We start from the raw sequence: 22,279 nt of genomic DNA, 5'->3' as shown, positions 1-22,279 counted from the left end.
ACCAGGGGCCGCCAATGTGCGGCCCTCTCGCGTTACACGCGAACCAGGTTCGACAGTCGTGGGTTTTGTTTCTTGGCGGGGCGGTAAATCAGAGCAATCTTGCCGATGGCTTGAACGAGTTGGGATTTGCTGTCGCCGCACATTTGTTCAATCAGGGCTTTGCGCTCTGTGGGGTCGGCAACATTGACCTTGACCTTGATGAGTTCATGGTCGTCCAGTGCCCGCAGCAATTCCTGCATGACGCCTTCGCTTAAACCGCGATCACCAATCATTACGACCGGATTTAATTTGTGTCCAATGCTGCGAAGTTGTTTTTTGTCGCTGGCGGATAATGTGCTCATAGTGCGTGCATACTGGCTGGCTGGGAAAGGGGCAGTATTGTACGTGAAAGCATCAGTCTAAGCGAGGACGCTACTCGCCGGTGATGCAGTCAAGTTCACTTGAGGAAACCATCGTGGCTAAACGATCCGGATCCAGCGGCGGCTGGCTAAAGGAGCACTTCGACGATCACTATGTGAAACAGTCGCAGAAGGACGGCTATCGCTCCCGTGCCTGTTACAAACTATTGGAAATTCAGCAAAAAGACCGGCTTATCAAGCCGGGCATGTGTGTGGTGGACCTGGGGGCGGCCCCCGGTGGCTGGTCACAGGTTGCGGCTGAACTGGTGGGTGACAATGGCCGGGTGCTGGCTTCTGACATCCTGCCAATGGATTCACTGGCAGGGGTGGAGTTTGTGCAGGGCGACTTTACCGAGCAAGAGGTCTTCGATCGCCTGATGGCAATGTTGGCGGGGGGGCAGGCAGACCTTGTAATTTCTGATATGGCCCCCAATATGAGTGGTATGCGCGACGTAGATCAGCCCAAGGCAATGTATCTTTGTGAATTGGCGCTGGATATGGCAGACCAGGTGCTCCGCCCGGGTGGTGACTTCGTAGTAAAAGTGTTTCAGGGCGAAGGCTTCGAAACTTACCTGGCGAGTCTGCGCGAACGTTTCGTCAAGGTGTTGACCCGCAAGCCAGCGGCATCGCGTCCCCGCTCGCGGGAAGTGTACTTGCTGGGGCGCGGTCTCAAGGCCTGAAATTGGATTCAACCGGTGCTGTCCCCCAATGGCGAATGTCGTGGAGGGGGCGGAATTTATGTAGTAGAGTGGGGTCTAGGACTTTGCGCCTTGCCACCATCCGGCTCTGCGCGGTTCGCAGAATGAGGATTGGTTTTTGAACGACATGGCAAAAAATTTACTGTTGTGGCTGGTTATAGCGGCGGTGCTGCTCACAGTTTTCAACAACTTCAGTGTGCAAGCTCCCACCGAGCAGCTCAACTATTCGCAGTTTATCTCTGAAGTACAGAACGAGCGCGTGCGCAAAGTCATCATCGATGGCTTGGTAATAAATGGCGAGCGTAACGACAGCAGCCGTTTTGAAACGGTTCGCCCCCTGCTTGACGACCCCAAGTTGATCGATGATCTGCTGGAGCACAATGTCGTCGTCGAAGGCACCAAGCCCGAGCAGCAGAGCCTGTGGGCCCAGTTGCTGGTAGCCAGCTTCCCCATCCTGATTATTCTCGCTATTTTCATGTTTTTCATGCGCCAGATGCAGGGCGGGGGTGGCGGTGGCAAAGGCGGACCAATGGCCTTTGGCAAGAGTAAGGCTCGCCTGCTGAGCGAAGATCAGATCAAAACCACGTTTGCCGATGTGGCGGGGGTGGATGAAGCCAAGGAAGATGTGCAGGAGCTGGTAGAGTTTCTGCGCGATCCGGGTAAATTCCAGCGCCTGGGCGGTCGTATTCCCCGTGGTGTGTTGATGGTGGGGCCGCCGGGTACCGGTAAAACACTGCTGGCGAAAGCGATCGCCGGCGAAGCCAAAGTGCCTTTCTTTTCGATATCCGGTTCCGACTTTGTGGAAATGTTTGTCGGTGTCGGCGCCTCCCGTGTGCGCGACATGTTTGAGCAGGCAAAGAAGCAGGCGCCCTGCATTATCTTTATCGACGAAATTGATGCGGTGGGCCGTCACCGGGGCGCAGGTATGGGCGGTGGCCACGACGAGCGTGAGCAAACCCTCAACCAGTTGCTGGTGGAAATGGACGGCTTCGAAGTTAACGACGGTGTCATTGTTATTGCCGCGACCAACCGCCCGGATGTGCTTGATCCCGCGCTGCTGCGTCCTGGTCGCTTCGACCGCCAGGTCGTGGTTGGCTTGCCGGATATTCGCGGGCGCGAACAAATCCTGAAAGTGCATATGCGCAAATTGCCTGTGGGCGATGACGTCGATGCGGCGGTGATTGCTCGGGGCACACCCGGTTTCTCCGGGGCTGATCTGGCTAACCTCGCCAATGAAGCAGCGCTGTTCGCGGCTCGGAGTAATTCGCGTCTCGTCAGTATGGAGCAGTTCGATCTGGCCAAGGACAAAATCATGATGGGCGCCGAGCGCAAATCCATGGTGATGTCCGATAAAGAGAAGCGCAATACCGCTTATCATGAGGCTGGGCATGCCATCGTCGGGCGAATTGTTCCCGAACACGACCCGGTTTATAAGGTCAGCATTATTCCCCGTGGCCGGGCTTTGGGTGTGACCATGTTCCTGCCAGAAGAGGATCGTTACAGCCTCAGTCGTCGGCATATCACTAGCCAAATCTGCTCCCTGTTTGGCGGTCGAATCGCTGAAGAAATGACCCTCGGTGCAGAGGGGGTGACCACCGGTGCCTCCAATGATATTCAGCGGGCCACCGATATTGCCCGCAAGATGGTGACCAAGTGGGGGCTGTCGGAAAAAATGGGGCCGTTGATGTACGATGATGCCGAGGAGGAGGTGTTCCTCGGTCGCTCTGCGGGGCAGTCCGGCAAGGGTGTTTCCGGTGAGACTGCTCGGCAAATCGACGAGGAGGTGCGCCGTATCATCGATGAGTGCTATACCCGTGCCCAACAGATCCTGGAAGAAAATCGCGACAAGCTCGAAATGATGGCCGATGCGTTGATGCTCTACGAGACCATTGATGCCAAGCAGATCGACGACATCATGTCGGGTAAAAAGCCCCGTCGTCCCGCCGGTTGGGATGATGACAACGGGCGCGGTGGGCATCAGGCTCGTGCTGAAGATAATGCCGAGTCCGAAGAAGATGCTCCCGAGACCAAGCCAAAGCGCGGCCCGGAAGACCCCTTTGTGGGCTCCGTGAGCGACCACTGAATATTCACTCCAGCCCATGACTCCATCGGACTCTCGCCCCCTGCAGCTTCGCTGCGGAGGGCGCGTATTGGATTTGTCCCAGCCTCGGGTGATGGCGGTAATTAACGTTACCCCGGATTCCTTTTCGGATGGCGGGCGCCTGTACCGCGAGGGTCGCGTGGACCTCGATACAGTGTTGCGTGAGGTCGAATGTGCCATTGACGATGGCGCGGCGCTGATCGATATCGGCGGTGAGTCCACTCGTCCGGGGGCTGTTGCCGTGAGTGAAGGCGAGGAAGCAGACAGAGTGCTTCCTGTTGTCGAGGCGATTTCCCGCCGGTTTGATACGATTATTTCCGTGGATAGCAGTAATGCCAGAGTGATGCGTGAAGCGGCGGCACTGGGGGCGGGTTTGCTGAATGATGTCCGATCTTTTCGTCGTGACAGCGCCCTGCAGGCGGCGGCTGATGCAGGCTTGCCGGTGTGCGTAATGCATATGTCTGACGAGCCGGACAGGATGCAGTTGTCCCCCCAATACAGTGACATAGTTACAGAGGTTCGGAACTTTCTTTGCGGTCGCATTGCCGCATGTAGGGCGGTGGGGATCGCGTCAGACCAGATAGTGATCGACCCGGGGTTTGGTTTTGGCAAGACCCTTGAACATAATCTGGCGCTGTTTCGCGCACTGCCCGACTACGTGGCGATGCACTATCCGGTGTTGGTCGGTGTGTCGCGAAAAACAATGATTGGCGACATCACGGCTCGGCCGGTAAATGAGCGACTGGCTGGTAGCATTACTCTGGCGGCGGTGGCCGCTCAGAGCGGGGCGCACATAATTCGCGCCCATGATGTCCGCGAAACCGTTGACGCCCTTGCTGTAGTCGGGGCGTTGGCAGCGGAGGAATCGAACCATGGCAAGCGAAGCAGCGACAGTGACTCCATTGAAGATTGAGCGTAAGTATTTCGGCACCGATGGTGTGCGCGGCCGAGTAGGTGAAGGGCCGATTAACCCCGAGTTCGTGCTGAAATTGGGTTGGGCCGTAGGGCAGGTGTTTGCGCGAGAAGGGCGCAGCACAGTATTGATAGGCAAGGATACGCGGATTTCCGGGTATATGTTTGAGTCCGCCCTGGAGGCGGGGTTGGTCGCTGCCGGTGTGGACGTAAAATTATTGGGGCCCATGCCCACGCCCGCTATTGCTTACCTCACCCGCACCTTCAAGGCCAAGGCCGGTATAGTGATCAGTGCCAGCCACAATCCTTATTATGACAACGGCATCAAATTTTTCTCCGGCAACGGCACCAAGCTGGATGATGCCGTCGAGGCGGCGATTGAAGCGGCTATAGAACTGCCGATGACAACGGTGGATTCCGGGGCGCTGGGGCGGGTTAAGCGCATAGATGACGCGGCGGGGCGCTATATCGAATACTGCAAGTCTACCGCGGGCTCCGAGCTCGATTTGCACGGCATGAAAATCGTGCTCGACTGCGCCCATGGTGCCACCTATCACGTCGCCCCTGCGGTGTTTTCCGAGCTGGGTGCGAAGGTTTCGGTTATTGGCGGTGATCCCGATGGGCTTAATATCAACGCCGATGTGGGGTCGACACACCCGGCGGCCCTGCAGAAGCGGGTCGCAGAAGAGGGGGCGGACCTGGGAATTGCCTTTGACGGCGACGGCGATCGCGTGATGTTTGTCGATGCTAATGGTGGGTTGATCGACGGTGATGCCATGCTCTATGTGATTGCCGCCCACCGACGCCAGTTGGGGTTGCCCTGTAGAGGTGTCGTCGGCACCCTGATGTCCAATCTCGGCTTTGAATTGGCGCTGGCAGATCTGGATATCCCCTTCGTGCGGGCCAAGGTGGGCGACCGCTACGTGAAAGAGCAGATGGACGCACTGGGTTACGAGCTGGGTGGCGAGAATTCAGGGCACATTATTTGCTCTGATGTCAGCAGTACTGGCGATGGCATTGTAGCGGCTTTGCAGGTGTTGCGTGCGATGGCTCAGCAAGAGCGCAGTCTCAGCCAATTACTGGAGCCGTTGACCATGCTGCCCCAGATCATGTTGAACGTGCGCACGTCGCGTAAAGTTGACCTGCAAAACGACAGCTTGCAGCGAGAGGTGGCAAAGGTTGAGCGAGAGCTCGGTGCTGAGGGTCGTGTGTTGTTGCGTGCATCGGGTACTGAGCCGCTGATTCGGGTGATGGTTGAAGGTCGGGACGAGGCTGTTGTACGCAAGCTTTGCGAACAATTGGCGGACAAGGTCAGCAAGCTCGCAAGCTGATGTTGTATGTCCCGATAAGTTTATGTAAGATTGGCGCCCATTTTGCGCTAAGGGACGTAGTATGCGGAGCAAACTGGTAGCGGGTAACTGGAAAATGCACGGAAGCCGTGCGGCTATCAGTGAATTGCTGAGCGAGCTCATCAAGGCGTTACCCTCCGAGCCGAAACTCGATATGGCGGTGTTTCCGCCAGCGGTATTTGCTGCGCAAACCGTCGAGGCACTGCGTGGCAGTGCGCTTGCGGTGGGCTTGCAGAATATCTGCGATCAGGGCGGTGAGGGCGCGTTTACCGGAGAGGTCTCGGCGGAGATGGCCGTAGACATCGGTTGTCGCTATGTGATGATCGGGCACTCGGAGCGCCGCGCGCTTTACGGCGAGAGCAACGAGCAGGTTGCGGATAAGTTGGCGCGGGCAATTGAAGCGCGCTTGTTGCCGATTGTTTGCGTTGGCGAGAGCGAAAGCGAGCGCGATGAAGGGCGTACCCTTGAGGTGGTGTCAGCACAATTGGCACCGTTGCTGGCGCGCTTCTCGCTCGAAGAGCTGAGTTCGCTGGTTGTGGCCTACGAGCCGGTTTGGGCCATTGGCACAGGTAAGACCGCAAGCCCTGCCCAAGCGCAGGAAGTGCATGCCTTTATTCGCGGGGTGTTTGCTGAGCGGGATGCTGACTTTGCTCAGCGTTTGCGAATCTTGTACGGCGGTAGTGTTAAGGCGGCGAATGCCGCAGAGCTTTTCAGCCAGACCGATATTGATGGTGGTTTGGTAGGTGGCGCTTCTTTGAATGCGCAGGAATTTTCCGCAATTTGTCGGGCGGCGGAGTAAATGGAACAAATTATACTGATAGTGCACGTACTTGCGGCGCTGGCCATAATCGGCCTGATCCTTGTTCAGCAGGGTAAAGGTGCCGACATGGGCGCTTCTTTTGGTGCGGGTGCATCGCAAACATTGTTTGGCAGCTCGGGTAGTGGTAATGTGCTGACCCGCGCGACAGCCATTCTGGCAACACTGTTTTTTGCTACCAGTTTGGCGCTTGCCTATGTGGCGAAAGATCGTAGTGGCATCGACGAAGACATCATTGATGTGCCCGTTCTGGAGGAGAGTCGCGAAGTGGCTCCAGTGCCCAGCGATGAGTTGCCGGTGGCGCCGGAGTCCGATATGCCGGCGGGGCCGGAGAGTGATATCCCGCAATAAGCCGGATCGCAAAAATTAGCCGAAGTGGTGGAATTGGTAGACACGCCATCTTGAGGGGGTGGTGAGCATAGCTCGTGCGGGTTCAAGTCCCGCCTTCGGCACCAACTACGTAGAAAGTGAAAGCCCCGCATGACAAGGTCATGCGGGGCTTTTTTGCATCTGGAGTGCCTGTGTTTGCGGGTTCGCAGGTGCTGGGTTGTGCAGGGCTGCCCCCCTTTGTTGGAGTCGTCGAGGATTTGGATTGTTCTTTCCTCGGCAAAAACAGGGTGCGATATGTTTTTCTTGGTGGGAATACGCGGTATAAGTATCTTTGGTCTAACCTGTTAGATGATCTTTGCTGGGTTGCCGGGGGCTTATAGTCCTGTTAGTGATGGGCTTTATTTATTGATGTAGTTTAGTTGGTTATATTTCATCCGACGCGGGGCTAGTGTGCCCATGGAGACGCGATATATGGATACAGGTAGTAGCGTGCGGGCTGTCGCCGGCAAGCAGGGCGGCGAATTTCGGCCGAGAATTGCCCCCGAAATTTCTTATGATCTCAGTAATCTTGATCCCTTGTTAAATGCCAAATGGCAATTAACGGTAAGTGAGGCGTTCAAAAAACTGAGCGGGGCGGAACGGCGTTATGCCTACCACCGGTATCTTGCGCCAAAGGGAATTGTGTTGGATCGGGAGAATCGGCGGCTTGCGTTTTCCGGTCGTCCCAGATTGGCCGACGCCAGGGCAAAGCTCGATTCGCCGAAGCTGATCGTGGTGGCGAAAAAGCTGGAGGCCACGCTTGAGTCGCTGCGAGGGATGAGTGATGCCGGCGCCTATGTGGACCTTCTGGAGGGGAGTGTATCGGTTTTCGATGCCTACGACTCCGAAGGGGATCTCCATCAAATTGGTCAGAAAAACCTGCTGCGGCAGGCGTATCTGGATGAGCTGGTGCTGTTGACTCGCAGCGCGCCATTGGAAATAGCATCGTCCCGTCGTGGGCTGACCAGTGGAGTGCTGCGGGAATTTATAATCGAGGTCTTCCTCAAGCAGCAGATGCTGGGCTATCGTTTTCGCACGCAGACCGCGAAAAGTCTGTTGGATCACGCTCACCCCTTTATTCGCGAGCAGATCGCCGACGAGGCGTGTATGCGCCAGTGCGAGGTGATTGCCACGGAGCGTTATCTTTTTCTGGTGGGGCCGGTTAAAAAGTTGTCATTCAATGCCTATTCGGCACGCCGATTTCTGGCAGAGGAGACTTTGCTGGACGGGGCGTCTGTGTACTTTAATGGCATGGCGATTCCCTTTGGGTCGCTGGGTAACGAAGACATTACCCGTCATTTGCAGTGGTCGCTGTCGCGGGTCGTTACGGTCGAGCGTCAGGTCAGTGCCGGTGTGTTGGCAATGATGGAGGCGGCGCATAATGCGCGTGCAGAGGTGTTGTTGCCGTTACTGGCTGGTGGGCTTTCGGCAGATGGCTCCGGTTTTGCAGCGGCGATTTCCAGCAAGCTGCGTGCCTTTGAAGAGTTGCTTGCCGCCAGTGTGTTGAGTCGCTTGCCCAGGGTTTTGCTGGAGTTTGCGAAAACCGAGGACGATCACGACTACCTGTTCTTTGGTTTGCGTAGCTATATCATGCAGTTGGCCGCCGATGTCAGGGACTTCAGCGATCAATTTGCTCTGTCGTTCAATGACGCCGCCCAGGAATTGGAGTTGCGCTTGCTGAGCTATCTCCGTCTGCTGGAGAAGCGTCGCGACACCTTGTTTTCGTTGAGTCTGCGGGAAAATCCGGCGGCGATAGAAGATGCGAAGTTGCCGTTGTTGGAGTTCAAGTCGGCGCTGAAGGAGTTTGGGCCGAGTGCCCGTCAGCTTGCTGAGCGGCAGCGGCGTTTGCGACAAGCCATTATTGAGCCGAGCAAGGGCTTGAGTGGTGTGCTTGATCGCGCCTTCAGTCGCCAGCAGAAGCGTCGCGAATCCATTGAGCGGCTGGAGCTCGCCCTCAGTCTGAAAAAGAAGCAGTGCCTGGTCAGTTTGATTCGCATTTGCAAGCGCATGACCGGGCTGACGGTCTATCTGGAGCTTGAAGATTTGGTTGAGGTTGACGAGGCTCTTCGCCGCTACGCCCTGCCGGCGGGGAAGGACGGCGTGAGCCAGTTGCCAGTGTTGATTTCGCTCTGGGAAAACCAGTCTTCCTTCGACTTTGATAGTATCGCCAAAAAGCTCGGTGTAAGGGTTGAAGAGTAGTGTGGTAATGCTTGCGCGCCTTGACCTGTGAGTGGATGGTGTCTATAATTTCGCCTCCTGAGAGCGGGTCGGTTCTTAAAGCGGTGGTATTATCGCTCTTGAACGTAAGGCGGCGTGCTGAGTTAGAAGTTTTAAAGAGCCCCTTACGCAGGGGCTTTTTCGTATTGCGGTGTAGGGTTTATGGTTTTACTCCCGCGTGCGACAGAGAATTTCGATAGTGGGCCTTGGGCCCATTTTTTATTGGTGGGTTAAGAATTTGTCTGCAAAGCGCGACAAGCTTGAAGAAATGTTACGCCCTGGCGTTGAAGCGCTGGGCTTTGAGCTATGGGGGATTGAGCATCAATCCCACGGGCGCAACACCATGTTGCGTGTCTATATCGATAGTGAAAACGGTATTTCGGTGGATGACTGTGCAAAGGTCAGTCACCAGATCAGTGGTGTGCTGGACGTAGAGGATCCCATTGCGGGCGAATACACCCTTGAGGTGTCGTCGCCGGGTATGGATCGTCCCCTGTACACCCTGGATCAGTTCACCCGTTACATTGGCAGCGATGTCAGTGTGCGCCTGCGTATGGCCTTTGAGGGGCGCAGGAAATTCCTCGGTCGCCTGGTAGGTGTCGAGGGTGATGAAGTCATCGTGCAGTTTGAAGATCACGAATATCTGCTGCCATTTGACCAGATTGAAAAAGCACAGGTCGTTCCCTCTTTTTGAGTGGCAGCGATTAACCATATCAGCCGGCTACGGAATAGAGGCGGACAATGAGTAAAGAAATATTGCTGGTAGTTGAAGCAGTATCTAACGAAAAAGGTGTGTCCAAGGACATTATCTTTGAAGCGATAGAGCAGGCTTTGGCCACTGCAACGAAAAAACGCTACGAGGAAGATTCGGATATCCGCGTTGTCATCGACCGTCATACGGGCGATTACGAAACCTACCGTAGTTGGTTGGTGATGCCGGATGATGAAATGGCGCTGTTGGGTACCCAGTTTACGCTGGAGGAGGCCCACGAGCGCGACCCGAATCTGAAAGTGGGTGACGTCTTCGAGGAGCTGGTTGAAAACGTGGGCTTCGGTCGCATTGCCGCGCAAACCGCAAAGCAGGTTATCGTGCAGAAGGTGCGCGAGGCCGAGCGGGCGCAGGTGGTTGACGAGTATCGCGACCGGGTTGGCGAGCTGATTAACGGCACCGTCAAAAAGGTGACCCGCGACAGCATTATCGTCGATCTGGGCAACAATGCAGAGGCCCTGCTGTCCCGTGAGGAGCTGGTTGGGCGCGAAGTATTTCGGATCAATGATCGCGTGCGTGCTATCCTGCAGGACGTGCGCCCCGAAGCTCGGGGCCCGCAGCTCTTTTTGAGCCGCGCCTGCCCGGAAATGCTCATTGAGCTGTTTAAAATTGAAGTGCCGGAAGTCTCTGAAGACGTTATCGAGATTCGCGCAGCGGCGCGTGACCCCGGTTCGCGCGCGAAAATTGCAGTGAAAACCAACGACGGCCGTATCGACCCGGTGGGTGCCTGTGTGGGTATGCGCGGATCGCGTGTACAGGCGGTGTCAGGAGAGTTGGGCAATGAGCGTGTCGACATCATTCTTTGGGATGATAACCCCGCTCAGCTGGTTATTAACGCAATGGCCCCCGCTGAAGTTGAATCTATTGTTGTGGACGAAGACACCCACACAATGGACGTTGGCGTGGCTGACGATAATCTCGCTCAGGCGATTGGTCGTGCCGGGCAGAATGTGCGTCTGGCGAGTGAGCTGACCGGCTGGACTATCAATGTGATGAGCATTGAGGAAATGGCCGAGAAACACGAGCAGGAGTCCGGTCAGATCATCGAACTGTTTATGAACAGTCTCGACATTGATGAAGATGTTGCCGAGGTGCTGGTAGAGGAAGGCTTTACCACCCTGGAAGAAGTTGCCTACGTGCCCATGGAAGAAATGATGGCTATCGAAGGCTTCGATGAAGATATTGCGCAGGAGCTACGTGCTCGTGCCAAGGACGCGCTGCTGACCCAGGCTATCGCCAGTGAAGAGCAGTTAGACGATGCCGAGCCGGCAGAAGATCTGTTAACAATGGATGGGATGGAAAAACATCTCGCATTCATTCTTGCAAGTCGCGGCATCGTAACGATGGAAGATCTGGCTGAACAAGCCGTTGAAGATCTTCTCGATATTGAAGATATGACTGAAGAACGGGCCGCTGAATTGATTATGACCGCCCGTGCCCCCTGGTTTGCCGACGAAGACGAATCAGCAAGCTAAGCGAGTCGTACAGTTTAGGGAGATAATGAATGGCCGAAGTTACCGTGAGCCAGCTAGCTGACGTTGTTGGCGCACCTGTGGAACGCCTGCTCAGACAAATGAAAGAGGCTGGGTTGTCGCATAGCTCGGCGGATCAGAAAGTATCCGACGAAGATAAGCAGACCCTGCTCACTTTTCTGAAGCGTAGCCACGGTGAATCCACCGATGTGCCACGCAAGATTACCTTGAAGCGCAAGACGATTAGCACCTTGAAAACCGGCTCTGGAGCAGGTAAGAAAACGGTCAATATCGAAGTGCGTAAAAAACGCACCTACATGAAGCGCGACGAGGTGGAAACTCCGGAGCCTTCGGCGGCGGACAGCGCACCTGTAGAAGAGCTGCGCGAGGTCGAAGACCTTGCGCCGGCGGACGTTGCAGCGACCCCTGAAGTGGTCGAAACCACCGAAGCGCCGGTCGCGGTCGATGAGCCCGAGGTGGCCAGCGAGCCGGAAGCCGTTGAGCCCGAAGTGGCTGAACCGGTTGTTGCCGAGGAGCCCGCTGAAGCCCCGGTTGAATCGAAGTCGGTCGAAACTGCGGTAGAAGAAGTTTCTGAGCCGGTAGAAGAGGTGGCCGAACAAGCTGCCGAAGAGCCTGCCGTTGCGGCGAAGGAAGACGCGGCGCCGGTTGAAACTCCAGTTGAAGAAAATCCCCTTGATGTCGATCCAGAGGTGTTGCGTCAGCGCGCGATTCTGCGGCGCAAGGAAGAGGAAGAGCGCGAGCGTGAACGCCGTGCCGCTGTCCTCGCGGAGAAAAAGCGCGAAGAAGAAGAGCGCGAGCGTAAAAAGAAAGCACGTGCTGCGGCGACACCCGCTGCGCCACGCGCCACAGCTGACACTGCCGGCGACAAAAAGCCCGCCGGGCCGCGCCATTTGCGTGCCGCTCCAGCCGGTGACGACGATGATCGTCGCAGCAAGGGCAAGAAAGGCAAGGGTCGCGGTCGCCGTGACGAGTTTGACAACGATCGCAGCGCCTCTGGTCGCCGCAAGAAGAAAACCCTGAAACTGCCTGAAGATCAGCAGCGTCATGGCTTCCAGGCGCCCACTGAAAAAATCACCTACGAAGTCTCTATTGGTGAAACCAGCACTGCGGGTGAGCTGGCGCAGCAGATGAAGGTCAAGGCTGCTGAAGTCATCAAAGAGCTGATGAAAATGGGCATGATGGTTACCATCAACCAGCCACTGGATCAGGAAACTGCCCAATTGGTGGTGGAAGAAATGGGCCATAACGCCAAGCTGGTGTCGGAAGACGCGGTGGAAGAGGCGCTGGAAGAAACTCTGGTTGCCCAGACTGGCGAAGGTACCCTCACACCCCGTGCTCCGGTTGTAACGGTAATGGGTCACGTCGACCACGGTAAAACCTCGCTGCTGGATTATATTCGCTCGGCGAAGGTCGCCAGTGGCGAAGCCGGGGGGATTACCCAGCATATCGGTGCCTACCACGTAGAAACCGGCCACGGCATGATTACCTTCCTCGATACCCCGGGACACGCGGCCTTTACCGCCATGCGTGCCCGTGGTGCGAAGAGTACTGATATCGTAATTCTGGTTGTGGCGGCGGATGACGGCGTAATGCCTCAGACCGAAGAAGCCATTGCCCATGCCCGTGCAGCCGGTGTGCCACTGGTGGTTGCGGTGAACAAGATGGACAAGGAAGGCGCCGATGTTGATCGGGTGAAAACCGAACTGTCCCAGAAGGAAGTTATTTCCGAGGAGTGGGGCGGCGATACTCAGTTCTGTTACGTCTCGGCTCATACCGGTGAAGGCATCGACTCTCTGCTCGACGCTATTTTGCTCCAGGCTGAGCTGCTTGAACTGAAGGCGGCCAGCGATGTGCCGGCTCAGGGTATCGTTATTGAATCCCGTCTCGATAAAGGGCGCGGTGCGGTTGCCTCGCTGCTGGTGCAGCACGGCACCTTGAATCAGGGTGATATTGTACTTGCAGGCCAGTGTTCCGGCCGTGTTCGGGCGATGATGGATGAGAACGGCAAGCCGATTAAGGCCGCTGGACCCTCCATTCCCGTAGAAATTCTCGGTCTGGATGGAACGCCGGATGCCGGTGACGGATTTGTGGTGGTCGAAAATGACCGCCGAGCCCGCGAAGTTGCTGACTTCCGTCAGGTGCGTGAGCGCGAGCAGCGGATCAAGCGCCAGCAGGCCGCCAAGCTCGACCGTATGTTTGAAAGCATGGAAGCGGGTGATCGCAAGACCCTTAACGTTGTCGTTAAAGCCGACGTTCGTGGTTCCCTGGAAGCTATTCAGGCCTCGCTGCTGGATATGGGCAACGAAGAAGTTAACGTGAACATTGTGTCCGGTGGTGTCGGTGGTATTACCGAGACCGACGTTAACCTCGCGGTAACGTCCAGTGCAGTTATGTTCGGCTTTAACGTGCGTGCCGACGGCAGTGCCAGAAAGCTGGCCGAAAGCGAAGGCATTGACCTGCGTTACTACAGCGTTATCTACGACCTGATTGACGACGTGAAGTCGGCGCTGAGCGGCATGCTGAGCCCGGAAATGCGTGAAGAGATCGTTGGTATTGCCGAAGTTCGCGACGTTTTCCGCTCGCCGAAATTTGGCGATATCGCCGGCTGTATGGTGTTGGAAGGTACGGTTTACCGCAGCAAGCCCATCCGCGTACTGCGTGACGATGTGGTGATCTACGAGGGTGAGCTGGAGTCATTGCGCCGCTTTAAAGACGACGCCAATGAAGTCAAAAACGGCCTCGAGTGTGGTATCGGCGTGAAGAACTACAAAGACGTTCGTCCCGGCGACAAGATCGAAGTGTTCGAGGTGAAAGAAATTGCGCGTTCGCTGTAAGTCGCGTGATAGTGAGGGCAGTGTAAATGAAAGAGTTTAGCCGCACCGCCCGCATTGCGGATTTTCTCAAGCGAGAACTGGGTACGCTTATCCAGATGGAGCTGAGAGATCCACGTATCGGTATGGTCAGTGTGACTGATGCTGAGGTCAGTCGTGACCTCAGTCACGCTAAGGTCTATGTCACCGTAATGGGTAAAGACAGTGCCGAGGAGGCCGCTGAATCTCTGGCGGCCCTCAATAAAGCCGCTGGCTTTTTGCGCAGTCATGTTGCCAAGGTGAACAATGCCCGTACCACTCCTCAGCTTCGTTTTTACTACGACTCCTCCATCAATCGTGGCCAGCAGCTCAGCCAGTTGATCCAGCGTGCGGTTGATTCTGATCGCAGCCGCCACGCGGACAACGACGACGAGGCCTGAGTTTGGGACGTCGTCGCAAGGGCCGAGCGGTCAATGGTATTCTCATTCTCGATAAGCCGCTGGAGCGTAGCTCAAACTCTGCACTGACGGTGTGTCGAGCTATCTACAAGGCCGCCAAAGCAGGGCACACCGGTGCTCTCGATCCGCTCGCGACTGGGGTATTGCCGATTTGTCTGGGCGAGGCCACCAAGTTTTCCCAGTATCTCCTCGATGCGGATAAGGTCTATCGCAGCACCTTTGTGTTTGGCGAATGCCGCAGCACCGGCGATGCCGAGGGTGAGGTCGTCGCCGAAGCCGATGCCAGCGGTCTGACGGCCGAGGATGTTACCCGAGCGATGGTCGCCTTTCAGGGCGATATCCTTCAGGTTCCGCCGATGTATTCTGCACTCAAGCGCGATGGCAAGCCCCTTTATGAATTGGCGCGCAAGGGCATCGAGGTCGAGCGCGAGGCTCGCCCGGTGACGATTTCCCATTTTGAGCTGGAGTCCTTTGTTCCCGGTCCCCGAGCTGAAGCGACGGTGAGAGTACATTGCAGCAAGGGCACCTATATACGTTCCCTTGCTGAGGATCTCGGCGCCGCCCTTGGTGTGGGTGGTTATGTGGGTGGTCTTCGTCGCCTTCAGGCTGGGCCCTTTGTCGAAGAGCAGAGCTATGGCTTTGATGAGCTGCAAGCGCTGAGGGACAAGGAGGCCTTTGACGAGCTGGATGCTCTGTTGTTGCCCGTAGACGCCGCGCTGGACCACATTCCGGAAAAAACCTTCGGTGAAGTTTCCGCCCACTTTTTGTTGCAGGGGCAGGCGGTGCAGATTTCCCAGGCCCCGACTGAGGGCTTGCTGCGTTTATATGGTCCTGTGGGGATGTTATCCACGGGTGAAACCGTCGGAACTGGCCGTGAATTTCTGGGAATTGGAGAAATATTGGATGACGGGCGTGTTACGCCTCGTCGTTTGCTGGCAAATATGGGATAATGCGCGGCCAAATTATTATTGCGTCGAATTCGCCAGTAATCTGAAGTGTATTTGGGAAGTACCCGGGGGTCGCTGACCCTCCGAACCTGTCTGTAGATGTGCGCGGTCAGGCTCGTTTATTTGGGCATATCATTGTTGAGGAATAATCATGGCATTATCTGCTGCTGAAAAAGCTGAAGTTGTAAAAGAGTACCAGACCGCTGAAGGCGATACGGGCTCTCCGGAAGTACAGGTTGCACTGCTGACTGTTAACATTAACAAGCTGCAGGGCCACTTCGAAGGCCACAAAAAGGACCACCACTCACGCCGTGGTCTGATCCGCATGGTTAACCAGCGTCGTAAACTGCTGGACTACCTGAAGCGCAAAGACCAGACCCGCTACGGGAATCTGATCAAGCGTCTGGGTCTGCGTCGCTAAAATAAAGAATAAGTGAGGGGGCCTTATCGGCCCCCTCATACTTTTTGTAACCCCTATATTAGGGAGGAAATTATTAGTGAATCCCGTAACTAAAACATTCCAGTGGGGCAATCAGACTGTCACCCTGGAAACTGGCCGTATCGCCAGACAAGCTACCGGCGCTGTGCTGGTAACGATAGATCAAACACAGGTGTTGTGTACGGTTGTCGCGGCAAAATCCGCCAAGCCCGGCCAGGACTTTTTCCCACTGTCGGTACACTACCAGGAGCGTACCTACGCCGTTGGTAAAATCCCCGGTGGTTTCTTCAAGCGCGAAGCCCGTCCCTCGGAAAAAGAGACACTGACGTCACGCCTGATCGACCGTCCCATTCGTCCGCTGTTCCCCAATGGCTTCCAGAATGAAGTGCAGGTGATCTGTACGGTCATGTCTGCCGACAAGGCAAACGACCCCGATATTGCGGCATTGATTGGTACTTCTGCTGCACTGGCAATTTCCGGTGTGCCCTTTGCTGGTCCTGTGGGTGCTGCCCGTGTTGGCTTTACCGCCGAAGACGGTTACATCCTCAACCCGAGCTTCGAGCAGCTGGATAACAGCCTGCTGGACATGGTGGTTGCCGGTACACAAGACGCGGTACTGATGGTTGAATCCGAAGCCAAGCAACTGACTGAAGACCAGATGCTCGGCGCCGTGCTGTACGCACACCAGGAAATGCAGGCGGCGATCGCTGTCATTAAAGAGCTGGCTCAGGAAGCAGGCAAGCCTGCTTGGGATTGGCAGCCAGAGGCAGAAAACACTGCACTGATGGGTGCCGTGGCCGAGGGCTACAAAGCCGCACTGGGTGATGCCTATCGCATCACTGACAAAATGGAGCGCTACGCGAAAACAGCTGAAATTCGCGAGCAGGCGGTTGCCGCTCTGGCCTCTGGTGAGGATGCACAATTCTCCGCCGATGACGTCAAAGGCGTGCTGTCCAAGCTTGAGAAGCAAATTGTTCGTCAGCGTATTCTGAACGGCGAGCCCCGTATCGATGGCCGTGACAGCCGCACTGTGCGCCCGATCAACGTCGAAGTTGGCGTGCTGAACAAGTCCCACGGCTCCGCACTGTTTACCCGTGGCGAAACCCAGGCCATTGGTGTTGCAACATTGGGTACTACCCGTGACGCACAGTTTATTGATGCGCTGCAGGGTGAGTTCAAAGACAACTTTATGTTGCACTACAACTTCCCTCCCTACTCGGTAGGTGAGTGTGGTCGTATGGGTAGCACGGGTCGTCGTGAAATTGGTCACGGTCGCCTTGCGCGCCGCAGCCTGGAAGCGGTGCTGCCCACCGCTGAAGAATTCCCGTACACCATTCGCGTGGTATCGGAAATTACTGAATCCAATGGCTCCAGCTCAATGGCTTCTGTTTGCGTAGGCAGCCTGTCGCTGATGGACGCCGGTGTGCCGCTGAAGGCTCCGGTTGCCGGTATTGCGATGGGTCTGGTCAAGGAAGGCGAGCGCTTCGCAGTTCTCACCGACATCCTTGGCGACGAAGATCACCTTGGCGACATGGACTTTAAAGTTGCCGGTACCGCTGATGGTGTTACCGCTCTGCAGATGGATATCAAGATCGAGGGTATTACCCAAAAGATCATGGAAATCGCTCTGGAGCAGGCTCAACAGGCCCGTTTGCACATTCTGGGTCAGATGAACCAGGTGCTGGCTGTTTCCCGCGATGGCGTTTCCAACAACGCCCCAAGCATGCACATGATGAAGGTCGACTCTGACAAGATTCGCGACATCATCGGTAAAGGCGGCGCAACCATTCGCGCGATTTGCGAAGAAACTGAAGCCCAGATCGACATTGAAGACGACGGTAGTGTCCGCGTTTACGGCGCCAATGCCGAGTCGCGTGATGCCGCTGTTGAGCGCATCCTGGCGATTACTGCTGAGGCCGAAGTGGGCGAAACCTACGTGGGTAAAGTGGCGCGCATCGTTGATTTCGGTGCCTTCGTTACCATCCTGCCTGGTAAAGACGGTCTGGTGCACATCTCGCAAATCTCCGATGAGCGGGTTGAAAACGTGAGCGACTACCTGAAAGAAGGTCAGGACGTACGCGTTAAAGTGCTCGACGTAGACCAGCGTGGCCGTATCAAGCTGTCTATGAAAGAAGTCGAAGCTGAAACTGGCGAAGAAGCAGCTCCCGCAGCTGAATAAGCCCTTCGCTCGATAAAAAGCCCCGCTACCGCGTGTCGGTAGCGGGGCTTTTTTGTTTGTGCGTGGGGGAAAGTAAGGGCCATATGCCACCGTAACAATAAATCTGGCAAAGCTCTGCCGTACAGGGTTGCGACATTTTACTCAACAATACTGGTTCACTTGGCAGACTGTGCTAATCTCAGTCTGCCAAGTGCTGGGGGTTGCCGTACCGGCTTTCTGATGAGAGCCTGGGTTGTAACCAAGGTATACAGTGCTTATTCAACTGGAAGAATTATCAAAAAAAGACGAGGAATATTTGATGAAAAAATTGCTGTTGGCCTCTGCCATCGTTCTCTCTTCGAGTGCCTCCTTCGCGGTTGCTCCCGGTGGCCCAAACTGCGGCTGGGGTAATATGTTGTTCGCGGGCCAGTCGGGCCTGCCTTCTCACCTGGTGGCTTCGGTTACCAATGGCACCTCGGGCAATAACACCTTTGGCATGACCCTGGGCACCAATGGTTGCTCCACCGATGGTACGCTGACCTACGGTGGCAAGAAAATGATCAACGTCGGCGCGATCATGGACGAGTTTTCTGAAGACGTTGCCCGTGGCGATGGTGAAGCACTGACAGCGGTCGCCGTGTCATTCGGTGTGACCGCAGAAGATCGCCCGGTATTCAAACAGGCGCTGCACCAGAATTTCAACAGCCTGTTCCCACATGCCGATGTTGCAGCAGAGGATGTTATGGCGTCGATTGTTGAAGTGATGAAAAACGATCAGCGTCTGGTGAAGTACGTCAGCCAGGCTTAATACCTGCGGCTATTGTTGCCAAGTGTAAAACTCGACAGGCAGCCTTCGCGCTGCCTTTCTTTTTGTGGGGAGCGTACCGGGACGTATGTGGAAACACGGGGCATCTCGCCTGTTAGCCCTGGCCTTGGTTTGGTTCAGCAGTGCGCTTTACGCACAGGACATCGATCGAAAGTGGCTGGCTCTGCTGCACTTCCAGCATGGCCAGGCACAGAGCGATATCGACGACGCAACATTTTTTATCAGCGACCGAGGGCATCGCGACCCCGCCGCTGAGTTGCAGGCGACTATCGCGGCAATGCAGAGTGATTCGCTGCTGCGCTGTCGTTATCCGGCCCGCTATGCCTACCTACGTGAACGGGGGCTGGTGGACGAGGCGGAAGCCGCTACCTGTGGAGAGTATGCCGCGTGGCGGGCCAAGCTCAATGTCGATGAGGTGGTGCTGGTGATGGCCGCCAGCTACCTGAACAGCCCGTCGTCAATGTATGGTCACACGTTTTTGCGTCTCGACCCTGCCGGTGAGCGCTCTGCGTCGGCTTTTCTTTCCCATGCGCTGAATTTTGCCGCGAATATTCCTCCGGGCGAAAATGGCATGCTGTATGCCTACAAAGGTATTTTCGGTGGTTACCCCGGTCACTTCAGCCTGCAGCCCTACTACGAAAAAATTCAGGAATATAACCGCCTGGAAAACCGCGATATGTGGGAGTACGGGCTGAACCTTACATCCGAGGAAATCGACCGATTGCTGGGCCATGTCTGGGAGCTGCGCGGTGTGAATTTCGGCTATTATTTCTTTGATGAAAACTGCGCCTATCGATTGCTTGAGGTCCTCGATGTTGCTCGCCCGGGTGTCGATCTTTCTGACCGCTTCCGTTATACCGCGATTCCCGTAGACACGGTTCGCGCCGTCGCGGCGGCGGGACTCCTTGCCGAGGTGGAATATCGACCGTCAAAACGGGTAGAGCTGGACGCAGTGTTGCAGTCGCTGAACGACGAGCAAAAACAGCTGGTCGAAGCACTGCATGATGATGTTGCCGTGCTGGGCAGTGCCGCTTATACCCGGCAGTCCGAGGCCGATCGCGCGGCGGTCGCGCTGGCCAGCTATCGACTGCTGCGTTATCGACGCAACCGGGACGCCCGCGACAGTGCGGCTGCGCAGCGTAGTCACGCCCTGCTGCGCGAAGTCGGGCAGTATAGGGCTAAGCTGCCCGCGTTCGCTGTGCCGACACCGCCCCGTCCTGATCTGGCCCACGGTAGCGGCCGCGCAAGTGTGTCGCTGGGGCGCAGTGACGGCCGTGACTTTGTACAGGGAGAGTGGCGCATCAGCTATCACGATGCGCTGGATCCGTTGCCCGGCTATTTGCCGGGAGCGACGCTGGCAATGGGGCAGCTGGCCTTTCGTCAGTACCGCGAGGACGGTGCCCGGCTGCAATACTTTGACCCCCTGTATATCCGCTCACTGTCGGTGCGGGACCGTTTCTTTTCACCAAAGAGCTGGCAGGTGAGGGCGGGTTTCACCCGACTTGAGGGGGCTGAGGGCGCGCCGATGACCGCTCGAGTGAAAGCAGGTATGGGGGGAAGCTGGTCACTGCTGGGCGGCGTCAGCTATCTGCTTCCTAGTGTACAGCTTGAGCACAATAGTGACGCGCAGCAAAATTGGCGCTTGGCACCGTTGGTGGAACTCGGGCAACTTTATCAGGGTGAACAGGTGTCGGTCGAAGTGACGGCAACGGTGAGTGACTTCGGTCGCGATGGGCGCCGGGAAACAGTGGCGGCCAGCCTCGCCTGGACAGTGGGCCGTAACCAGTCGCTGCGGTTCAGCGCTGCCCAGCGTAGTATTGCAGAGCGTGACAGTACCGAGGTGCAGTTATCATGGCGCAGTTATTTTTAAAACCAGGGGGACTGCTTGCCCGCCTGGTGATGCTGGGATGTTTCGCGCTGTCAGCGGGTTGCGAGTCGTTGCTGTTTTATCCGTCGAAGACATTGGTAAGAACGCCGGCAGATATACATCTCCGCTATGAAGATCGCTATCTGAGTGCTGTGGGCGGGCCGCGTTTGCACAGCTGGTGGTTGCCCGCCGAGGGCACACCTCGCGCCAGTCTCCTTTTTGTTCACGGGAATGCGCAAAACATCAGCCATCACATTGCCAGTGTGTACTGGTTGCCGGAGCAGGGCGTCAATGTGCTCTTGCTGGACTACCGGGGTTACGGCAAATCGGCGGGTGAGCCGACCGTGGCGGGGGCGATTGATGATGTGCAGGCTGCACTGGCTTATATGGCCGACAGCGGTGCTGAACACCCCCTGTATGTACTGGGGCAGAGCCTCGGGGCAAGCCTTGCCGGGCAGGCGCTGGCACGGGATGACGCACTGCGCCAGCGCTATGCGGGGGTGGTGCTGGACTCAGGTTTTAGCCGCTATGCGCAGATTGCCGCCGATACCGCCGCCAGCCACCCGTTAACCTGGTTGCTGCAAAAACCGGCCAGCTGGGCAATGCCAAAGGGCTACGATCTGGTCGATGCCTTGCCTCAGCTGGGGGCATTGCCGGTGATGTTGATTCACGGCCGCCGTGACCGGGTGGTATCAATGGCGCACTTCGATGCGCTGCACGCTGCCGCCAATCCCGAAGCAACACAGGTATACCTTCACGACGGCGAGCATATCGCCGGTTTTGCTCATCCTGCGGGGCGGCAGGCGCTGTTGGGCTTTATTGCCGAAGGTGCCTGTGCCGGTGCATCGGCGTGCCCGTTTCCCGCCCTGATCAAGTAATCAGTGCTGGTGACCACCGACGCCGTGGGCGTGTCCGTGGCTGATTTCCTCTGCCGTTGCGTGGCGTACATCGGCAATTTCAATGCGGAAGGTCAGAGTCTTGCCGGCCAGGGGATGGTTGGTGTCGACGTCCACGGAGAACTTGCCGACTTTCAGCACGGTGGCGGAGCGGCTGCCCTTGTCGGTGTTAAAGCGCACGACCTGGCCAACCTTGAGCTTGCCTTCATGCTTCAGATATTTTGCCGGAATCCGCTGCTGTTGCCCTTCGCGAACCACCCCATAGGCCTGTTCCGGAGGTAGCGTTACTTCGAACTGGTCGCCGGCACGGCGGCCGGTAAAGGCCTTTTCCAGTCCCGGCAGGATATTGTTGGCGCCGTGGAGAAACAGCGTACAATCTTCGCCAAAATTACTTTCCAGCAGCGCACCGGCACTGTCGCGCAGCTCATAGTAGAATGACACCACGCTGTTTTTTTCGATCTCCATATATTCCTCTGCGATAATTGTGAATGAGTACCTAGGCAATGGCGCGTATAGTAAATCGCCGCAATGGGAAGTGGTAGGTCTTTATCAACGCCGGGGAGGCTGTATGGGCGATGTCATTGATTTTGTGCCACGGGGTTCAAGGCCGTCGCCCAAGGGCAATAGCCTGTGCCGGGAAGGTCATCACAAGTGGCAGGTTGAGAAAAACAGTCAGTTTGACGTAAAGCAGGGGAAGCTGGTTACCGTGTACCGGTGTGTGCGCTGCGGCAAGCGGAAAAACACCGCTCACTAGG

The 22,279-nt window shown here is 56.4% G+C and carries 20 protein-coding genes and 1 tRNA gene; 19 read left to right on the top strand and 2 right to left on the bottom strand.

The window, feature by feature from the left end:
- Nucleotides 1–32: 32 nt before the first annotated feature.
- Nucleotides 33–341, bottom strand: coding sequence for a ribosome assembly RNA-binding protein YhbY (gene yhbY / locus HCU74_RS16930; RefSeq protein WP_168451591.1), 309 nt, complete (start codon nt 339–341; stop codon nt 33–35).
- A 113-nt stretch (nt 342–454) separates the two neighbouring features.
- Here yhbY and rlmE point away from each other — a divergent pair, with 113 nt between their 5' ends.
- The 18 genes from rlmE to HCU74_RS16840 all read left to right on the top strand — a co-directional run bounded on the left by rlmE (nt 455) and on the right by HCU74_RS16840 (nt 21,506).
- Entirely contained in the window at nt 455–1,078 is a 624-nt protein-coding gene (rlmE, locus tag HCU74_RS16925) for a 23S rRNA (uridine(2552)-2'-O)-methyltransferase RlmE (protein ID WP_345889704.1), read from the top strand.
- A 145-nt stretch (nt 1,079–1,223) separates the two neighbouring features.
- Nucleotides 1,224–3,179 (top strand): ATP-dependent zinc metalloprotease FtsH, encoded by a 1,956-nt coding sequence (gene ftsH / locus HCU74_RS16920; protein WP_168451590.1) that lies wholly within the window; start codon nt 1,224–1,226, stop codon nt 3,177–3,179.
- 67 nt (nt 3,180–3,246) lie between these two features.
- Nucleotides 3,247–4,110, top strand: a complete 864-nt coding sequence (gene folP / locus HCU74_RS16915; RefSeq protein ID WP_345889703.1) for a dihydropteroate synthase — start codon at nt 3,247–3,249, stop codon at nt 4,108–4,110.
- The gene (gene glmM / locus HCU74_RS16910) at nt 4,106–5,440 is read left to right on the top strand and encodes a phosphoglucosamine mutase (protein ID WP_168451716.1); all 1,335 of its coding nucleotides are present in this window, start codon (nt 4,106–4,108) and stop codon (nt 5,438–5,440) included. Before folP ends, glmM begins: the two co-directional genes overlap by 5 nt.
- Nucleotides 5,441–5,501: 61 nt before the next feature.
- Nucleotides 5,502–6,257, top strand: coding sequence for a triose-phosphate isomerase (tpiA, locus tag HCU74_RS16905; RefSeq protein WP_168451588.1), 756 nt, complete (start codon nt 5,502–5,504; stop codon nt 6,255–6,257).
- A complete protein-coding gene (gene secG, locus HCU74_RS16900; RefSeq protein WP_168451587.1) occupies nt 6,258–6,626 on the top strand; it encodes a preprotein translocase subunit SecG in 369 nt (122 codons plus the stop codon).
- Between the two features lie 18 nt (nt 6,627–6,644).
- A tRNA-Leu gene (locus tag HCU74_RS16895) sits at nt 6,645–6,730 on the top strand.
- Nucleotides 6,731–7,076: 346 nt separating this feature from the next.
- Nucleotides 7,077–8,843, top strand: a complete 1,767-nt coding sequence (locus HCU74_RS16890) for a hypothetical protein (protein WP_168451586.1) — start codon at nt 7,077–7,079, stop codon at nt 8,841–8,843.
- A gap of 256 nt (nt 8,844–9,099) precedes the next feature.
- On the top strand, nt 9,100–9,555 hold the full coding sequence (gene rimP / locus HCU74_RS16885; RefSeq protein ID WP_168451585.1) for a ribosome maturation factor RimP: 456 nt from the start codon (nt 9,100–9,102) through the stop codon (nt 9,553–9,555).
- 47 nt (nt 9,556–9,602) lie between these two features.
- Nucleotides 9,603–11,105 carry a transcription termination factor NusA gene (gene nusA / locus HCU74_RS16880; protein WP_168451584.1) on the top strand — a complete coding sequence of 501 codons (1,503 nt, stop codon included), beginning with the start codon at nt 9,603–9,605 and terminating at the stop codon, nt 11,103–11,105.
- A gap of 29 nt (nt 11,106–11,134) precedes the next feature.
- Complete coding sequence (infB, locus tag HCU74_RS16875; protein WP_168451583.1) at nt 11,135–13,957, top strand: translation initiation factor IF-2; 2,823 nt, start codon at nt 11,135–11,137, stop codon at nt 13,955–13,957.
- Nucleotides 13,958–13,983: 26 nt separating this feature from the next.
- Nucleotides 13,984–14,373, top strand: coding sequence for a 30S ribosome-binding factor RbfA (rbfA, locus tag HCU74_RS16870; protein ID WP_168451582.1), 390 nt, complete (start codon nt 13,984–13,986; stop codon nt 14,371–14,373).
- A 2-nt stretch (nt 14,374–14,375) separates the two neighbouring features.
- On the top strand, nt 14,376–15,341 hold the full coding sequence (gene truB, locus HCU74_RS16865) for a tRNA pseudouridine(55) synthase TruB (RefSeq protein ID WP_168451581.1): 966 nt from the start codon (nt 14,376–14,378) through the stop codon (nt 15,339–15,341).
- A 148-nt stretch (nt 15,342–15,489) separates the two neighbouring features.
- Entirely contained in the window at nt 15,490–15,759 is a 270-nt protein-coding gene (gene rpsO / locus HCU74_RS16860) for a 30S ribosomal protein S15 (RefSeq protein WP_168451580.1), read from the top strand.
- Nucleotides 15,760–15,835: 76 nt separating this feature from the next.
- Entirely contained in the window at nt 15,836–17,956 is a 2,121-nt protein-coding gene (gene pnp / locus HCU74_RS16855) for a polyribonucleotide nucleotidyltransferase (protein WP_168451579.1), read from the top strand.
- Nucleotides 17,957–18,254: 298 nt separating this feature from the next.
- Entirely contained in the window at nt 18,255–18,743 is a 489-nt protein-coding gene (locus tag HCU74_RS16850) for a DUF3015 domain-containing protein (RefSeq protein ID WP_168451578.1), read from the top strand.
- An 85-nt stretch (nt 18,744–18,828) separates the two neighbouring features.
- Nucleotides 18,829–20,631: an Lnb N-terminal periplasmic domain-containing protein gene (locus HCU74_RS16845; RefSeq protein ID WP_168451577.1), complete on the top strand. Its 1,803-nt coding sequence runs from the start codon at nt 18,829–18,831 to the stop codon at nt 20,629–20,631.
- Nucleotides 20,613–21,506: an alpha/beta hydrolase gene (locus HCU74_RS16840; RefSeq protein ID WP_168451576.1), complete on the top strand. Its 894-nt coding sequence runs from the start codon at nt 20,613–20,615 to the stop codon at nt 21,504–21,506. The genes HCU74_RS16845 and HCU74_RS16840 overlap by 19 nt, the downstream gene beginning before the upstream one ends.
- Here the strand turns inward: HCU74_RS16840 and HCU74_RS16835 are convergent, their stop codons facing one another.
- Nucleotides 21,507–21,989 (bottom strand): FKBP-type peptidyl-prolyl cis-trans isomerase, encoded by a 483-nt coding sequence (locus HCU74_RS16835; RefSeq protein ID WP_168451575.1) that lies wholly within the window; start codon nt 21,987–21,989, stop codon nt 21,507–21,509.
- 103 nt (nt 21,990–22,092) lie between these two features.
- On the opposite strand from HCU74_RS16835, the gene HCU74_RS16830 reads away from it, so the two are divergent.
- A complete protein-coding gene (locus tag HCU74_RS16830) occupies nt 22,093–22,278 on the top strand; it encodes a hypothetical protein (protein WP_168451574.1) in 186 nt (61 codons plus the stop codon).
- Nucleotide 22,279: the final 1 nt, after the last annotated feature.

The organism is Spongiibacter thalassae, assembly GCF_012272835.1.
GTDB classification, from domain to species: Bacteria; Pseudomonadota; Gammaproteobacteria; order Pseudomonadales; family Spongiibacteraceae; genus Spongiibacter; species Spongiibacter thalassae.
The sequence above is the reverse complement of the archived record's forward strand: the minus strand, read 5'-3'. Positions and strand labels throughout refer to the sequence as shown.

Coding starts and splice junctions, on each gene's coding strand:
- tpiA (WP_168451588.1), top strand. CDS start 5,502: ATGCGGAGCAAACTGGTAGCGGGTAACTGGAAAATGCACGGAAGCCGT.
- HCU74_RS16830 (WP_168451574.1), top strand. CDS start 22,093: ATGGGCGATGTCATTGATTTTGTGCCACGGGGTTCAAGGCCGTCGCCC.
- HCU74_RS16840 (WP_168451576.1), top strand. CDS start 20,613: ATGGCGCAGTTATTTTTAAAACCAGGGGGACTGCTTGCCCGCCTGGTG.
- rbfA (WP_168451582.1), top strand. CDS start 13,984: ATGAAAGAGTTTAGCCGCACCGCCCGCATTGCGGATTTTCTCAAGCGA.
- secG (WP_168451587.1), top strand. CDS start 6,258: ATGGAACAAATTATACTGATAGTGCACGTACTTGCGGCGCTGGCCATA.
- HCU74_RS16890 (WP_168451586.1), top strand. CDS start 7,077: ATGGATACAGGTAGTAGCGTGCGGGCTGTCGCCGGCAAGCAGGGCGGC.
- HCU74_RS16845 (WP_168451577.1), top strand. CDS start 18,829: ATGTGGAAACACGGGGCATCTCGCCTGTTAGCCCTGGCCTTGGTTTGG.
- HCU74_RS16850 (WP_168451578.1), top strand. CDS start 18,255: ATGAAAAAATTGCTGTTGGCCTCTGCCATCGTTCTCTCTTCGAGTGCC.
- rpsO (WP_168451580.1), top strand. CDS start 15,490: ATGGCATTATCTGCTGCTGAAAAAGCTGAAGTTGTAAAAGAGTACCAG.
- yhbY (WP_168451591.1), bottom strand. CDS start 341: ATGAGCACATTATCCGCCAGCGACAAAAAACAACTTCGCAGCATTGGA.
- ftsH (WP_168451590.1), top strand. CDS start 1,224: ATGGCAAAAAATTTACTGTTGTGGCTGGTTATAGCGGCGGTGCTGCTC.
- infB (WP_168451583.1), top strand. CDS start 11,135: ATGGCCGAAGTTACCGTGAGCCAGCTAGCTGACGTTGTTGGCGCACCT.
- nusA (WP_168451584.1), top strand. CDS start 9,603: ATGAGTAAAGAAATATTGCTGGTAGTTGAAGCAGTATCTAACGAAAAA.
- HCU74_RS16835 (WP_168451575.1), bottom strand. CDS start 21,989: ATGGAGATCGAAAAAAACAGCGTGGTGTCATTCTACTATGAGCTGCGC.